15 protein-coding genes are annotated in these 13,990 nt (G+C 67.7%); 4 read left to right on the top strand and 11 right to left on the bottom strand.

The annotated features are described in order from the left end of the window. Positions 1-89: 89 nt before the first annotated feature. The 3 genes from Q368_RS0106885 (at position 90) to Q368_RS0106875 (ending at position 3,399) form a co-directional block, all read left to right on the top strand. Positions 90-803, top strand: coding sequence for a carbonic anhydrase (locus tag Q368_RS0106885; RefSeq protein ID WP_029458402.1), 714 nt, complete (start codon positions 90-92; stop codon positions 801-803). 89 nt (positions 804-892) lie between these two features. Beyond that, the gene (locus Q368_RS0106880; protein ID WP_029458401.1) at positions 893-2,101 is read left to right on the top strand and encodes an SLC13 family permease; all 1,209 of its coding nucleotides are present in this window, start codon (positions 893-895) and stop codon (positions 2,099-2,101) included. A 32-nt stretch (positions 2,102-2,133) separates the two neighbouring features. Next, positions 2,134-3,399 (top strand): type III PLP-dependent enzyme domain-containing protein, encoded by a 1,266-nt coding sequence (locus tag Q368_RS0106875; RefSeq protein WP_029458399.1) that lies wholly within the window; start codon positions 2,134-2,136, stop codon positions 3,397-3,399. Between the two features lie 12 nt (positions 3,400-3,411). On the opposite strand, the gene Q368_RS0106870 is transcribed toward Q368_RS0106875, so the two are convergent. The 3 genes from Q368_RS0106870 to Q368_RS0106860 all read right to left on the bottom strand — a co-directional run bounded on the left by Q368_RS0106870 (position 3,412) and on the right by Q368_RS0106860 (position 5,758). Further along, the gene (locus Q368_RS0106870; RefSeq protein ID WP_052360067.1) at positions 3,412-3,888 is read right to left on the bottom strand and encodes a hypothetical protein; all 477 of its coding nucleotides are present in this window, start codon (positions 3,886-3,888) and stop codon (positions 3,412-3,414) included. Positions 3,889-4,048: 160 nt separating this feature from the next. Then, positions 4,049-5,092, bottom strand: coding sequence for a tetratricopeptide repeat protein (locus tag Q368_RS0106865; RefSeq protein ID WP_029458395.1), 1,044 nt, complete (start codon positions 5,090-5,092; stop codon positions 4,049-4,051). 57 nt (positions 5,093-5,149) lie between these two features. Further along, positions 5,150-5,758, bottom strand: a complete 609-nt coding sequence (locus Q368_RS0106860; RefSeq protein ID WP_029458388.1) for a LysM peptidoglycan-binding domain-containing protein — start codon at positions 5,756-5,758, stop codon at positions 5,150-5,152. 225 nt (positions 5,759-5,983) lie between these two features. Between Q368_RS0106860 and Q368_RS0106855 the strand changes: the two genes are divergently transcribed. Next, positions 5,984-7,012, top strand: coding sequence for an alpha-hydroxy-acid oxidizing protein (locus Q368_RS0106855; protein ID WP_029458386.1), 1,029 nt, complete (start codon positions 5,984-5,986; stop codon positions 7,010-7,012). Between the two features lie 79 nt (positions 7,013-7,091). Here Q368_RS0106855 and Q368_RS0106850 read toward each other — a convergent pair whose 3' ends face one another. The 8 genes from Q368_RS0106850 to Q368_RS0106815 all read right to left on the bottom strand — a co-directional run bounded on the left by Q368_RS0106850 (position 7,092) and on the right by Q368_RS0106815 (position 13,901). Further along, a complete protein-coding gene (locus Q368_RS0106850) occupies positions 7,092-7,349 on the bottom strand; it encodes an amphi-Trp domain-containing protein (RefSeq protein WP_029458380.1) in 258 nt (85 codons plus the stop codon). A gap of 122 nt (positions 7,350-7,471) precedes the next feature. After that, entirely contained in the window at positions 7,472-7,798 is a 327-nt protein-coding gene (locus tag Q368_RS23805) for a cupin domain-containing protein (protein ID WP_052360066.1), read from the bottom strand. Positions 7,799-7,817: 19 nt separating this feature from the next. Further along, entirely contained in the window at positions 7,818-8,354 is a 537-nt protein-coding gene (locus Q368_RS0106840; RefSeq protein ID WP_029458376.1) for a GDSL-type esterase/lipase family protein, read from the bottom strand. Between the two features lie 222 nt (positions 8,355-8,576). Continuing rightward, the gene (lysA, locus tag Q368_RS0106835) at positions 8,577-9,815 is read right to left on the bottom strand and encodes a diaminopimelate decarboxylase (protein WP_029458374.1); all 1,239 of its coding nucleotides are present in this window, start codon (positions 9,813-9,815) and stop codon (positions 8,577-8,579) included. A 3-nt stretch (positions 9,816-9,818) separates the two neighbouring features. Next, entirely contained in the window at positions 9,819-12,458 is a 2,640-nt protein-coding gene (mutS, locus tag Q368_RS0106830) for a DNA mismatch repair protein MutS (protein ID WP_029458372.1), read from the bottom strand. A 36-nt stretch (positions 12,459-12,494) separates the two neighbouring features. Beyond that, positions 12,495-12,893, bottom strand: a complete 399-nt coding sequence (locus Q368_RS0106825) for a lipopolysaccharide assembly protein LapA domain-containing protein (RefSeq protein WP_029458370.1) — start codon at positions 12,891-12,893, stop codon at positions 12,495-12,497. 13 nt (positions 12,894-12,906) lie between these two features. Beyond that, positions 12,907-13,410: an HIT family protein gene (locus tag Q368_RS0106820; protein WP_029458368.1), complete on the bottom strand. Its 504-nt coding sequence runs from the start codon at positions 13,408-13,410 to the stop codon at positions 12,907-12,909. A gap of 20 nt (positions 13,411-13,430) precedes the next feature. Beyond that, positions 13,431-13,901, bottom strand: coding sequence for a TIGR00725 family protein (locus Q368_RS0106815; protein WP_029458366.1), 471 nt, complete (start codon positions 13,899-13,901; stop codon positions 13,431-13,433). Positions 13,902-13,990 lie beyond the last annotated feature (89 nt).

The following is a 13,990-nucleotide window of genomic DNA, read 5'->3' as shown; positions in this document are numbered from 1 at the left end:
ATAATCGTGGCCTTCCAAGATTTCTTTGACCGCCGCTTCCATTTTATTGTAGGCTCATTGCTCATAACCAGCTGGAGGGAGGAACTGCGATGAAAAGGCTTTTCACGGCAACGACCATGCTGGCGCTGCTTTTGGCATGTTGCGCCCTGGCCCTGGCCTCTTCCGGCGGCCCGGGGCTGACCGCGGACGAGGCCCTGGCCAAGCTCAAGGAAGGCAACATGCGCTACGTGGCCCAGGCCAGCGTCGCGCCGCACCAGGACGCCGCCCGCCGCCATGAAACCGCGACCGACGGGCAGCATCCCTTTGCCACTATTCTGTCCTGTGCCGATTCCCGCGTGCCCCTGGAGATCATCTTCGACCAGGGCGTGGGCGACATCTTCGCCGTGCGCGTGGCCGGCAACGTGGCCGCCGTGGACGAGATCGGCACCATGGAATACGGGGCCGAACACCTGGGCGTGCCGCTCATCGTGGTGCTCGGGCACACCAAATGCGGCGCGGTGACGGCCGTGGTCAAAAACGAGCCCGTGACCGAAAACATCGGCCAGCTGGTCGCGCCCATCGTGCCGGCGGTCAAGTCCGTCAAGTCCCGCTTCGCCTCCGCAAGCCTCGACGAGCTCATCAACAAGTCCATCGAGGCCAACGTCTGGCAGGCCGTCAGCGACATCTATGCCAAGAGCCCGCTCCTCAAGAAGATGGCCGCCGCCGGCAAGGTCAAGGTCGTCGGCGCGCTCTACGACATCGATTCCGGCAAGGTGCAGTGGTTCGGCGAGCATCCGAGCAACGCCAGCCTGCTCGGCAAATAGCGTTTTCGTTTCGCTTGTTCCAAAAAGCGGTCCCCGCGGGGGCCGCTTTTTGTTTTGGCCTTTGCCGGCAAAACTGATAGGCCCGGGGCGTGCGCGCCATCGTCCTGGTAGTCTTCGTGTTCGTGTACGCGGCCATGGCCCTGGGGCGGCTGCCGGGACTGGCCTTGGACCGGGCCGGGGCGGCGCTGCTCGGGGCCATCGTCCTCGTCGCTTCGGGCCTTCTGACCGTGCCTGAGGCTTTGGGCGCGGCCGACGCCCCCACGCTGGCCTTGCTCTTCGGGCTCATGGTCGTTTCGGCGCAGTTGCGCCTGGGCGGGTTCTACACCGCCGTCAGCCGCCGCATCATCGCCGCCACGGCCTCACCCGCGGGACTCTTAGCCCGCGTCATGCTCGCCGCCGCGCTGCTTTCGGCCGTTCTCGCCAACGACATCGTCTGCCTGGCCATGGCCCCGATCCTGGTCGAGGCGACCCTCGCCCGGGGCCTTTCCCCGCTGCCGTACCTCGTCGGGCTGGCGCTCGCCGCCAACATCGGCTCGGCCGCGACCCTGATCGGCAACCCGCAGAACATGCTCATCGGCCAGGTTGCCGGGCTTCCCTTCCTCGGCTACCTCGCGGCAGTCTGGCCCTGTGTGGCCGCGTCCCTGGCGCTGGCCTTCGCGGGCGTGGTCGTGGCCTACCGGGGGCGTTTCGCCGGCCCGCGCCTGACGCTCTCCGTTGCCGCGCCGCCGTTTCACGCCTGGCAGTCGGCCAAGGGGCTGGCGGCTCTTGGCGTGTGCATGGCCTTTTTCTGCTTTGGCGGCGCGCCGCGCGAGAACGTGGCCCTTGGCTGCGCCGGAGCGCTGCTCCTCAGCCGGCGCATGACCTCGCGCGAGACGCTATCGCTTGTGGACTGGCAGTTGTTGCTTCTTTTTCTGGGGCTTTTCGTGGTCAACCGCGAGGTGGCTGCGGCAGGGTTCCTGACCGATCTCCACGACGGCCTGGGCCGCGCCGGCATCGACCTCGCCCGCCCCGGCTGGCTTTTTGCGGCCACGGCCGCCATTTCCAACATCGTCTCCAACGTGCCGGCCGTGATGCTGCTGCTGCCCGGACACGAAAGCCCGCAGCAGGCGACGCTTCTGGCCGTTTCGAGCACCCTGGCCGGCAACCTGCTGCTCCCCGGCAGCCTCGCCAACCTGATCGTGGCCGACCAGGCGGCGGCGCTCGGCGTGCGCCTGGGTTTTCGCGAACACGCCCGGGTCGGCGTGCCCGTGACGCTCGCCACCCTCGTGGTGTCGGGGTTTTGGTTGTTCCGGGGATGACACTGGGCGCTGCCCCGAGGAAGGACGGATCTATGGAACTCGTGCGCAAGGCGCTTGCTGCCGGCATGGTCCGGGAAGACGACACGGCCTTCGTGCTCTACGACCTGGACCTGCTGGAACGCCGGCTCGCGGAGGTGGTCGCGGCTTTCGGGCCGCACGCGCTGGCCGCGGCCGCGGTCAAGGCCAACCCGCTGCCACCGGTCCTGGCCTTTCTCGCCGGGCTCGGCGCCGGGGCCGAGGCCGCGAGCTTGCCGGAAATCCATCTCGCCCTGGAGGCGGGAGTGAAGTCCTCGCACATCGTGTTCGATTCGCCGGCCAAGACCGTGGAGGAGCTGCGCTTGGCGCTTGCGTGCGGCATCCGCGTCAATGCCGACAATTTCGAGGAACTTGCCCGCCTGGGCGATCTGGCGGCTTCGCTCGGCATCGCGCCGCAGGCCGGGCTTCGCGTCAATCCGCAGGTCGGCCTCGGCCGTATCCGGGCCACGAGCGTGGCAGGGGACTATTCCAAATTCGGCGTGCCCCTGGCGCAGCGCGAGGCCATTCTCGCGGCCTTTGCCCGTTTCCCCTGGCTCGACGGGCTGCACGTGCACATAGGGTCCCAGGGCTGCCCGCTGGACCTGCTCGTTGCGGGCGTGGGCGCGGTCTACGACCTGGCCGGGGAAATCGACCGCACGCTGGGAGCGCGGCGGGTGCGCTGCTTCGACTTCGGCGGCGGCCTGCCCGTGGCCTACCGCGACACGGACGCGCCGCCGACTCCCGAAGCCTACGCCGCCGCCCTGGCGGCGCGCTGCCCGGAGCTCTTTTCCGGCCGCTTCCGCCTCGTCACGGAATTCGGGCGTTTTCTCCACGCGCCCAGCGCCGTGGCCGCAAGCCGGGTGGAATACGTCAAGCGCCAGCCCGGACACAGGACGGCCGTGCTGCACCTCGGCGCGGACATGTTCGTGCGCGAGTGCTACAATCCCCGAAACTGGCCCCACCGTACGCGGGCGCTGACCCCGGACGGACGGGACAAGGGCGGCCGCGCGTACCGTTGGCATCTGGCCGGGCCGCTGTGCTTCTCCGGGGATTTTCCGGTCTGGCGGGCGCGGCTGCCGGAACTTGCGCCCGGGGACCTCGTGGTTCTGGAAGACGTGGGTGCCTACACCCTGGCCATGTGGTCGCGCTACAACAGCCGGCAGATGCCCCGGGTGATCGCGGCGCGGGGCGGGCGGTTCACGGTGCTGCGCGAACGGGAGACTCCGGCGGACGTGGTTCGCTTCTGGCGCGGGGCGACCGATACACCGACTGGGAGAGACTGACCCGGCTGGCGGTCACTGGGCGGGCTGGCAGGCGGCATCGGCGAAAGCGTCGCCGCGGCCGAGCAGAAAATCGATTTCCTCGCGGGTCAGGATGCCCACGTGACGTTTGGCCCGGGGCGCGGGCGCGTCGCGCAGCAGGTGGCGAATTTCCTCCTGCAAGGCGGACGCGCGCATGGGCAGCGTGCACACGGCGCTGCACAGGCCCTGCCGCACGGGGAGCGGCAAGGTGTCCCCGCAGGGCTGCCGGAGGAGAGCAACGACCGCGAGGCCGGGGCGCAAGGTCTTCAGATCCTGCACGGTCGCCAGTTCCCCGGCCGCGTCCGCCCCCATTTCGCAGAGCGCCACCCGGCATCCCGGCCTTTCCCGCATCAGGCAGAGCGCTTCTTCCCGGTTCGCGGCCGGCAGCACGGCAAAGGAGCCGCCGAGCGCCCGGGTCAGAAACGCCCGCGCGCTTGCCCGGGGGGAGAGTATGAGCACGCTCTGGGGCAAGGCGACCTCCTTTCCGTCACGCCGCGCGCAAACGGACCGTCGCATGGCGGCAGTGCTTTCGTTGCTGGGCTCGCAATAACGTCAAGCAAATGCCGTGCCGTGTCTGCAATGGCGACGGGTTGGACGCGGTCCGCGTCGAAGGAGGGAAAGTTCTGCCGGCCTACTTGCGGCAATGTCCCTCGGCCTTGAAGCTCTTGTAGAAGTCGCAGTCGCCCAGGTCACACGCCTTTTTGTAGTCGGCGCAAGCCTTGTCCTGGTTACCGAGACGTTCATACGCCAGGCCGCGGTTGGTGTAGGAGGCGGGATCGCCGGCGCGCAGGCCGATGGCCTTGTCGTAGTCGGCCAGGGCTTCGCGGGGCTTGCCCATGTTGCTTAAGATATTGCCCCGGTTGTTGTAGAGGTCGGAATCGTTGGGATCGGCGGCCAGGGCTTCGCCAAGCAGGGTCAGCGCGGTTTTCTCGTCGCCGGCTTTGGCCGCCTTGGCGGCCTGGGCGGACAGGGCGGCGGCGGTGGCCGGATCGCGCTGCGCGGCGGCCGGCGCATTGATCGGCGTTGCAGCGGAAGGAGCCGGGGCGTCGATCGGTGTGCTCTTCGCAACGGCCGGCGCATTGATCGGCGTGCTCTGCGACGCTGTCGGCGCGTTGATCGGGGTTCCGCCCGGGGCAGGCGTCGCGTTGATGGGCGTGCCCTTCGCGGGGCTTGGGGCATTGATCGGTGTTGCGGCGGCGGCAGTCGGGGCGTTGATCGGCGTGCCTTTTGCGGGTGCCGGAACATTGATCGGAATGCCCTGGGGAGCCGACGCCGCGCCGGCGTCGGCGTTCCGGGACGCCGGAAGCTGTGGCTGTGGCGCGGGCGCGGCAACCGGAGCCGGCTGCGGCGCGGTGGGCGTGGCCGCCTGTTTGGCCTGACCTTGGGCAGGCTGTTGCCACAGGCCGCCCTTGGGTTCGGGCGTGGCGGGAGGATGCCGCACCGGATCGGGCATGGTCAGGGGCGCGGTGTCTGGCTTGGGCGCGGGCATGGCCACATCGGCCGCGTTGCGGCGGTTGAGCTCGTCCCGCTCCTGTTCCTCGGTGCGCATGGCGGGCTCGGCCTGCTGCATCTTTTCCAGCCGGCGCTTGAGGATCTCCTCCTGGGTCAGGGCATGGGCCGGCATGGCCGCGCCCGCAAGCAGCACGGCCGCAGCCGCGCAAGCAATCCATCGCATGACGCCTCGTCCTTTCCGTAACCGCATGCCGCGTTGTCGCACCGGGTTAACGCCGGGTTACTGCCGCGCCGGGATGTTGAGCACCTGCCCGTCGCGCAGGGTGTCCGGGTTCATGTTGCCATTGGCCCGGGTGATGTCTTCGACGCTGATGCCGAACTTGTGGGCGATGCGCGAGAGGTGGTCGCCGCGCTGCACCGTGTACTGGGTGGCTTCGCCCTTTTTGGGCGTCTCGGCCTTGCCCTTGGCTTCCTTGGCGTCTTTCTTGCCTTTTTCGGGTTTGCCCTTGGCCGGGGTTTCGCTCCCTGGCGCGGGTATCTCGATGACCTCCTCGCCGCGGTAGGGCACGGCGAGCTGGCCGGGGTCACCCGGCCGGGCCTGGCCCGCAGGCGGCCTCGCGGCCGCCGGGGGAGCTGCCTTGGCCGGCGCGGCGGCTTCGCCTTTGAGAAAGGCCTTGTACTCGGTTTCGGAAAGGCTGCCGTCGCCGTCCGTGTCCATCTGGGCATAGATCTCCGGACGCACGTCCGGAAAGACGAACAGCAGTTCCTCGTAGGAAATCTTGCCGTTTTTATCGTGATCGACATTGCGGAAGGAATCTTTGTCCCCTCCGGAACAGGCGCAAAGCGCGGCAAATAAGCCAAGCGCCGCGCAGACGATGATAGGCCGCATAGGCTCCTCGTTTGGGCATTGGAAGGACGACGCAAACGCCGCATTCGAAGCAGCCGCTTACCATGGGGGTAACGGCCAAGTCACGTGAAAAAAAAGTGTGTTTCGGCCGGACGGCCGTTGCCGGCGGGCTTGCCCCGGGAGGGCGGCGGGGATAGGACGTCGGATGGCCGGACTGCCGGGATGCGGCCCGGGACCGTTCTCACTTTTCGCCACGGGAGGCACGCGATGGATATCAAGGCGCTACGCACGAAGGCCAGGGAGGAACTCAAGGGATTTTGCCGGGTCTGCCCGGTGTGCAACGGCCGGGTCTGCGCCGGCGAGGCCCCGGGCATGGGCGGCATGGGCACGGGCTCTTCCTTCATGGCCAACCTCGCCGCCCTGGACGCCTGGCGGCTCAACATGCGCACCCTGCACGACGTGAAGACCGCGGACACGTCCGTGACGCTTTTCGGGCGCACGCTCTCCATGCCCGTGCTCGCCGCGCCCATGACGGGCGTTCTCTACAACATGGGCGGCAAACTGTCCGAGGACGTCTTCATCCGCATGATCATCGAAGGGGCCGACGCCGCCGGCACCATGGGCATGTGCGGCGACGGGGCCGACCCGGCCATGTACGGCAGCGGCGTGGAGGCCATCAAGGCGCAGGGCGGCTGCGGCATCCCCATCGTCAAGCCCCGCGCCCAGCAAGCGGTCAAGGAAATGCTGGCCAAGGCCGACGCCGCCGGGGCCGCGGCCGTGGGCGTGGACGTGGACGGCGCGGGCCTGCTCGTCATGGCGCTCAAGGGCCAGCCGGTCTCCCCGAAATCGTTTGCCGAACTGGCCGAGCTCGTGGGCGCGACAAGACTGCCCTTTATCGTCAAGGGCGTCATGACCCCGGACGAGGCCGTCATCGCCTTCGACGCCGGCGCGGCGGCCATCGTGGTCTCCAACCACGGCGGCCGGGTACTCGACCACGCTCCGGGCGCGGCCGAGGTGCTGCCCGAGATCGCAAGCGCCGTCCGGGGCCGGGGGGTGATCCTGGCCGACGGCGGGGTGCGCACCGGAGCCGACGTGCTCAAATATCTGGCCCTGGGCGCCGATGCTGTGCTCATCGGCCGTCCCCTGGTGGTCGGGGCCTTCGGCGGCGGGGCCGAGGGCGTGGCGACGCTGCTGCAAAAGCTCAAAAGCGAACTGACGTCCGCCATGCTGTTGACAGGCACGGCCTCGGTGCGCGCGGTTTCCCCGCGCATCCTGCGCCCCGCGCCCGTGCGCTGAACACACACCGGCGCCAATGCAAACGCCCTCCCCGGGTAGCCCGGGGAGGGCGTTTGCATTGGCGGTCGTGCGCGGCAGGTTATTCGCCGGCCGTTTCTTCTTCCTTCCAGGCCAGCTCGATGGAGAGCTTGCGCTTGGACTTGCCGGGTTTGACCTTCTGCTTGAAGCTGATCTCCAACTGGGTCAGAAGCGGCAGGTCGATGCAGACCGGGCCGTCCTCGGTGGTGGCGGCCAGCTTGCGCTGGCGCAGGCCGTCCACGATTTTTTCCAGAACGACGGCGGCGTCGTAGGTCAGCATTTTTTCGTCGCAGTGGAACAGATCGGATTTTTCGCTCATGATGCGCTCCTTTTAGGATGGCATTTGGGTTGCACGGGGAATATTCGACTCTCATAACCATCTTTCCCGCCGTTGTCATGACGACTGCGCGAAAAAACGGCTGCGTCCGGACGACGTGCCTTTCAGGCCGGCAGGAAATCGTAGGCCCCGGGCCCCTGGAGCAAGAGCAGCCGCGCGGGCGTCTCGCCGGCATTGGCCACTTCGTGCACGCGCCCGGGCGGCACGCGCGAGGCGTCCCCGGGCCCAAGGGGCAGGGTTTCCTCGGGATCGTGGAGCGTGACCACGGCCGTGCCGGCGAGGCAGAACGTGTGGTCGGTCACGTGCGTGTGGCGGTGGGGCGGGATGCGCTGGCCGGGCGAGAGCGTCATGATCGTTGCGCGCGCCTCGGGCGTGTCGAGGAGCAGTTCCTTGCCGGCGATGGCGTAGGGGGGCGGGGCTTCCATTCCCATGGCGGTTTCCTGCGGCGCGTCACATCTGGCTGACGATGAGTTTTTTCCAGAGCGAATAGCCATTCTTGGTCAGGTGGATGCCGTCCTCGGTGAAATTGGGGCCGAGCTTGCCGTCGTCGGCGAGAAAGGAGGCGTAGAGGTCGAGGTAGCGGACGAAATGGTTCTGGCGGGCCACCAGTTCCCTGAGGCGGTCGTTGGTGGCGATGACGTCGGCGTTGTCGATGGTATCCGTGCGGGTAGGCAGGATGCTTTGCACGTAGATGAGCGTGTAGGGTGAAAGCTCCTGGATTTTCTTGATGATCTTGTCGTAGTTGTCGATGATGCGCTTTCGCGCGCTGATCTCGTTGATGCCGATCATGAGGAAGAGCTTGTGCGGCTTCTTGCGGGCGATGGGCTCGATGCGCTTTAAGATGTCCGCGCTGGTGCAGGATTCGACGCCATTGATGAACACTTTGCGCGGCTGGTCGAACAGGTTGTAGATTTCCCAACCCTTGGTGATGCTGTCGCCGCAAAAGACGATCTGCATGGCCAGAAGCACGGGCAGGGCGGCATTCACGACCGGCGACCTCCGGGATGGATTCTTGAGGGAAAGCGCCGCACAGTCCGCCGCGCCGCGGGCTGTGCGAATACCTTACGTAATAATGCGCTCCGCTCCGGTCAAGCCGGAAGGCGCTTGACGGCGCAAGGAAAAACGGCCGCGGCGCGCAGGACTGCCTGCAACGCGACGCGGCCGTGAGGGCGTCTCATGTTTTTTCGCCGTGCGGACGCGCAGGCGGCTTCAGCGTTCCAGGGCGACGAGATCCTCGTAGGTCTCGCGGCGGCGGGCCAGGGTGACCTTGTCGCCGTCCACGAGCACCTCGGCCGCGCGCGGCCGTGAGTTGTAGTTCGAGGACATGGTGAAGCCGTAGGCCCCGGCCGAGTACACGGCGAGGAGTTCTCCGGGGGCCATGGCCGGCAGGTCGCGGTCCCGGGCCAGGAAATCGCCGGATTCGCAGATGGGGCCGACCACGTCCACGTTGAGCGTTTCGCGCCCGGCCGGGCGGACTTCGCCGAGGGCATGGTAGGAATCGTAGAGCGAGGGCCGGATAAGGTCGTTCATGGCCGCGTCCACGATGACGAAATCCTTGCTCGGGGTCTTCTTGGTGTAGACGACCTCCGTGACCAGGATGCCGGCGTTGCCGACGATGACGCGGCCGGGCTCGAGGATGAGCGTGAGCGGCAGCTTGCCCAGGGCCTGGGTCAGCGCCTGGCCGAATTCGCGCGGATGGGGCGGCTCCTCCTCGTTGTACTGGATGCCGAGTCCGCCGCCGAGGTCGAGGTAATGCGTCTCGATGCCCATGGCGCAAAGCTTCTCGCGGAAAGCCAGTATCTTCTTGAGGGCCTCCAGGAACGGGTCGATGGAGGTGAGCTGGGAGCCGATGTGACAGTCGATGCCGACGGGCGTCACACCCGGCAGTTCCTTGGCCCGGGCGTAGGCGGCAAGCGACGTTTCGATGTCCAGGCCGAACTTGTTTTTCTTGAGTCCCGTGGAAATGTAGGGATGGGTCTTGGGATCGACGTCGGGGTTGATGCGCAGGCTGACGCTCGCGTTTTTGCCCTGGCGCGCGGCGATGGCGCTGATGCGCTCCAGCTCGCCCATGGACTCGACGTTGAACATGAGGATGCCGGCGGAGAGCGCCTGCTCGATCTCGACGGCGCGTTTGCCCACGCCCGAATAGACGATCTTGGCCGGATCGACGCCGGCGGCCAGCGCCCGGTAAAGCTCCCCGCCCGAGACGATGTCCACGCCCGCGCCCTGTGCGGCCAGGGTTTTGAGTACCGACAGGTTGGAATTGGCCTTGACGGAAAAGCAGGTGAGGTGGGGCAGGGCGGCGAAGGCCGAGTCGAAGGCCGTGAAGTGGCGGCGCAAGGTGGCGGCGCTGTAGATGTAAAGCGGGGTGCCGTAGGCGGCGACCAGGGTGGAAACGGGGACGTCCTCGGCGTAGAGTTCGCCGCCGCGGTACTCGAAATGATGCATGCGTCAGTCTCCTTGGGATGCGGGGCCGCCGAAGCGATTTTTCCAGTCGCACAGTTTCGTCAGGGCCTCGAGCGGCGTCATTCGATCTAGTTCGAGGCGGGAGAGTTCGTCAAGAAGCAGGCTTTCCGCGTGCGGCGGCGCGGTTTCCGCCGGTGCTGCAAGGCCGCCGAGGAGGCCGGGCAGGGCGGGCTGGCCCAGTTCGCGTCCGCTGCTTGCCGCCTTGCCCGGTTCGCGGCTGCGCTCGAGTTCGGTCAGTATCTCCCGGGCGCGTTTCACCACGTTTCGCGGCACGCCGGCGAGCTTGGCCACTTCCACGCCGTAGCTGCGGTCGGCGGGGCCGGGCAGCAGGCGGCGCAGGAACACGATGTCGCCCTTCCATTCCTTGACCGCGATGTTGGCGTTGCGAAGGCCCGGCAGCCGGCCTTCCAGGGCCGTCAGCTCGTGGTAGTGCGTGGCGAAAAGCGTGCGCACGCCAAGGCCGTCGTCGCGGCCGCACAGGTCCTCGACCACGGCCCAGGCCAGGGCCAGTCCGTCGAACGTGGCCGTGCCCCGGCCGATCTCGTCGAGGATGATGAGGCTGCGCCGGCCGGCCTGGCGCAGGATGCGCGCGGTCTCCATCATCTCGACCATGAACGTGGACTGCCCCTGGGCCAGGTTGTCCGAAGCGCCGACGCGGCAGAACACGCGGTCGACGAGGCCGATTTCCGCCCGCGCCGCCGGTACGAAGGAGCCGATCTGCGCCAGGATGGCAATGAGCGCCGTCTGGCGCAGCACGGTCGATTTGCCGGCCATGTTGGGGCCGGTGATGAGCAGCAGCTTGGCGGCGTCGCCAAGCGTCACGTCGTTTGGCACGTAGTTGCCCACGCCCTGCACGGCCTCGACCACGGGATGGCGGCCGGCCTTGATGGCGATGGAGATGTCCTGGCGCAGCACGGGCCGGGTCCAGTCGCCCGCGGCCGCGGCCGTGGCCAGCCCTTGCCAGACGTCCAGGCGCGCCACGCGGGCGGCGGTCTCCATGATGCGGTCGCGCACGGCGGCGATGCGGCCGCGCAGTTCGGTGAAGAGGTTGTATTCGAGGCTCTTGCGCTTATCCCCGGCGGCGGTGAGTTTTTCTTCCAGCTCCTTGAGCGCCGGAGTCACGTAGCGCTCGCAGTTGGCCAGCGTCTGGCGGCGCTCGAAATGCTCGGGCGGGTAGCCGCCGGCCCTGGAGAGCTCGAAATAGTAGCCGAACACCCGGTTGTAGCCGAGTTTGAGCTTGGGCAGGCTGCACGCCTCGCGTTCGCTGGCGAAAAGTTCCTGGATGCGGGCCTCGCCGTGCTCGGTGAGCTCCATGAGCTCGTCGAGTTCGGGATGGTAGCCCGGCCGGAACAGCCCGCCTTCGGTGACGAGGACCGGTGGCGCATCCACCAGCGCCCGGTCAAGCAGCTCGCGGATGTCGTCCAGGTCGTCCCAGCCGGAAAAAAGCTCCCGCGCGGCCCCGGGCGCGGCCTCGCCCGCGTCGGCCCGTTCGCGCAGGGCCGGCAGGACGCGCAGCGACTGGCGCAGGGCGGTGAAGTCGCGCGGTGCGGCGCGGTTTAAAAAAATGCGCGTGGTCAGCCGCTCCAGGTCGTGGACGTCGGCCAGCGCCGCGCCGAGGGCCTCGCGGCGGTCCACGTCCTCCACGAGCCAGGCCACGGCCTCCTGGGTCGCGTTTATGGGCGCGAGGTCGAGCCAGGGTTGGCGCAGCGTGGATTCGAGCAACCGGCCGCCCATGGCCGTGACCGTGCGGTCGAGCACGTGCCAGAGCGTGCCTTTGCCCTTGCGTCCGTCCAGGCGGCGGAAAAGTTCCAGGTTGCGCTCGGTCACCTCGTCGAGGAGCATGTGCCGGCCGAGGTTGACGGGCCTAAACGGGCGCAGGTGCCCGAGGTCGCGCATCTGCGTGGCGGTCAGGTAGGTCAAAAGCGCGCCCATGGCCCGCACGAGCTGCGGCTTGTCGCCCACGTCCAGGGCGTCGAGATCGGCCACGGACTGGGCCTTGAGCACCTTGTCCCGGCCGCCGGCGAAATCGAAGTGGGGCTTTACGGGAAAGCGGCTGATGTGCACGCCCTCGTGCGGGATGTCCCGGGGCGGCTCCAGGCCGTCCGGCAGCAACAGCTCGCGCGGGCCGATCTTGACCATCCACTGCCAGAGGCGGGCGGCATCGCGGGAAAAGAGCCCGGACCATTCGCCGGTGGAGAAATCGACCCAGGCCAGGCCGCCAGCGCGTTCGTCGGCGTCGTAGTAGAGCGCGGCCAGGAAGTTGTGCTCCTTGGCGCGCAGGTTGCCTTCCTCGACGGCCGTACCCGGGGTGAGCACGCGGGTGACGGCCCGCTTGACGAGGCCCTTGGCCTGCTTGGGGTCTTCGATCTGGTCGCACACCGCGACCTTGAAGCCCTTGTCCAGCAGTTCGGCCAGATACCCCTCGATGGCGTGGTGGGGCACGCCGCACATGGGGATGGGCGCCTCGGCGTCGGGATTGCGCGAGGTGAGCGTCAGTTGGAGTTCCCGGGCCGCCGTGACGGCGTCCTCGAAGAACATTTCATAGAAGTCCCCCATGCGGTAGAACAGCAACGCGCCGGGATGCTCTCCCTTGAAGCGCAGATACTGCTCCAGCATGGGGGTCATCTTGATTTCCCCCACGGCGGAAAAGCGCGGCGACGGCTAGGCGTCGGCCTTTTTGTCCGTGGCCGGGGCGGCGGCGGGAGCCGGGGTCGCCGGGGCCGCGGCGGCGTAGCTCGGGGCCACGAGGGGCGAGGCGACCGTGGACTTCTTCTGGGCGGCGAGCTGCTTTTCCATGGCGTTGACCTTGTTTTGCAGGCTGCGCACGCTGGTGGCCAGGCGGACCTTCTCGGCCAGGAAGTACAGGGTGCAGAAAAGCCCGCCCGCCACGAAGGCGATCAGGAGCACCACGTAGAAGGGCACGGCCGGGCTTTGCACCATGTAGCCGAACGCGCCGAGCTTGAGCAGCAGGGGCGTTTCCAGAATGGCGGTATTCTGCACGAAAAAGAGCATGCAGACGAAAAAGAACACGAGCAGGAAAAGCACCTTGATCACGCGCATGGAGGCCTCCTTGTCACGACGTAACGGTTGCGTGGTAACCCTTGAAGAACGGTAACAGCCGGTCATACGTGGAGAGCAGAAGCTGCGGCACGACCCGCGTTTCTCCGAATACGGCCATGAACGAGGAGTCGCCGTTCCAGCGCGGCACCATCTGGAAGTGCAGATGGGCGGCGATGCCGGCTCCGGCCGCCTCGCCGAGATTGAGCCCGATGTTGATGCCCTGGGGCCGCATGGCTTCCTGCATCGCCTTGGTGCAATAGGTGAGGCCGCGGGTCATTTCCAGCGCCTCCCCGGGCGTGAGCTCGGTGAGGCAGCTGGCGTGGCGAAAGGGCGTCACCATCAGGTGCCCGGAATTGTAGGGAAACTTGTTCATGATGACGAACGTGTACCGGCCCCGGGCCAGGACCAGCCGCGCCCTGTCGTCATGGGTGTCCTCGGGCAGGCAGAACACGCAGGCGTCGGGCTTGGGCCCGAGGATGTAATCCATGCGCCAGGGCGCCCACAACACTTCAACCATGCGGATAAAACTCCCAACCGTTACGCGCCGTCGAGCAGGGCGGCGACGGTCTGCGCCGCCTCTTCCGGGCTTGCGGCCGCTTCGACCCCGGGCAGGGTCCCGTAGTGGCCAAGGGCAACCACGGGCCGGCCGAGCTTGAGCGCCAGGCCGATTTCCGACAGGGTGCCGGCCCCGCCGGCCACGGCGACGGCCGCGTCGCCGTTTACTACCACCAAAACATTGCGCGCGATACCCATGCCGGTGGCGATGGCCACTTCGACGTGGGGATTGGCCGCCTCCCGGTCGTTTCCGGGCAGGATGCCGATGGTCCGGCCGCCGGCTTCCCGCGCGCCGAGGCACACGGCCTCCATGACGCCGCCTCCGCCGCCGCAGACGACCTCGAAGCCACGCGCGGCGAGCAGCGCACCCAGCCGTCGGGCCTGCGCGGCCGTGGCCGCGTCGCAGGAGCCCGCGCCGATGACCGAAATCCGCCTGGGTCGCGTCGCTGTCATGTCCGCCTGTTCCTACACGCGTCTTTCTCCAAGAGCAAGGGAGCCTTAGCCCGAAGGCGAAAGGTTGTCATGCTTGGGCTTGAGTCCGC

Source organism: Solidesulfovibrio alcoholivorans DSM 5433 (genome assembly GCF_000702665.1).
Taxonomy (GTDB): Bacteria; Desulfobacterota; Desulfovibrionia; order Desulfovibrionales; family Desulfovibrionaceae; genus Solidesulfovibrio; species Solidesulfovibrio alcoholivorans.
This window is presented reverse-complemented; position numbering and strand designations above follow the sequence as displayed.

Coding starts and splice junctions, on each gene's coding strand:
- Q368_RS0106850 (WP_029458380.1), bottom strand. CDS start 7,349: ATGAGCGAAAAATCCGATCTGTTCCACTGCGACGAAAAAATGCTGACC.
- Q368_RS0106860 (WP_029458388.1), bottom strand. CDS start 5,758: ATGCGGCCTATCATCGTCTGCGCGGCGCTTGGCTTATTTGCCGCGCTT.
- Q368_RS23805 (WP_052360066.1), bottom strand. CDS start 7,798: ATGGGAATGGAAGCCCCGCCCCCCTACGCCATCGCCGGCAAGGAACTG.
- Q368_RS0106820 (WP_029458368.1), bottom strand. CDS start 13,410: ATGGTTGAAGTGTTGTGGGCGCCCTGGCGCATGGATTACATCCTCGGG.
- Q368_RS0106855 (WP_029458386.1), top strand. CDS start 5,984: ATGGATATCAAGGCGCTACGCACGAAGGCCAGGGAGGAACTCAAGGGA.
- mutS (WP_029458372.1), bottom strand. CDS start 12,458: ATGACCCCCATGCTGGAGCAGTATCTGCGCTTCAAGGGAGAGCATCCC.
- Q368_RS0106885 (WP_029458402.1), top strand. CDS start 90: ATGAAAAGGCTTTTCACGGCAACGACCATGCTGGCGCTGCTTTTGGCA.
- Q368_RS0106865 (WP_029458395.1), bottom strand. CDS start 5,092: ATGCGATGGATTGCTTGCGCGGCTGCGGCCGTGCTGCTTGCGGGCGCG.
- Q368_RS0106825 (WP_029458370.1), bottom strand. CDS start 12,893: ATGCGCGTGATCAAGGTGCTTTTCCTGCTCGTGTTCTTTTTCGTCTGC.
- Q368_RS0106875 (WP_029458399.1), top strand. CDS start 2,134: ATGGAACTCGTGCGCAAGGCGCTTGCTGCCGGCATGGTCCGGGAAGAC.
- lysA (WP_029458374.1), bottom strand. CDS start 9,815: ATGCATCATTTCGAGTACCGCGGCGGCGAACTCTACGCCGAGGACGTC.
- Q368_RS0106815 (WP_029458366.1), bottom strand. CDS start 13,901: ATGACAGCGACGCGACCCAGGCGGATTTCGGTCATCGGCGCGGGCTCC.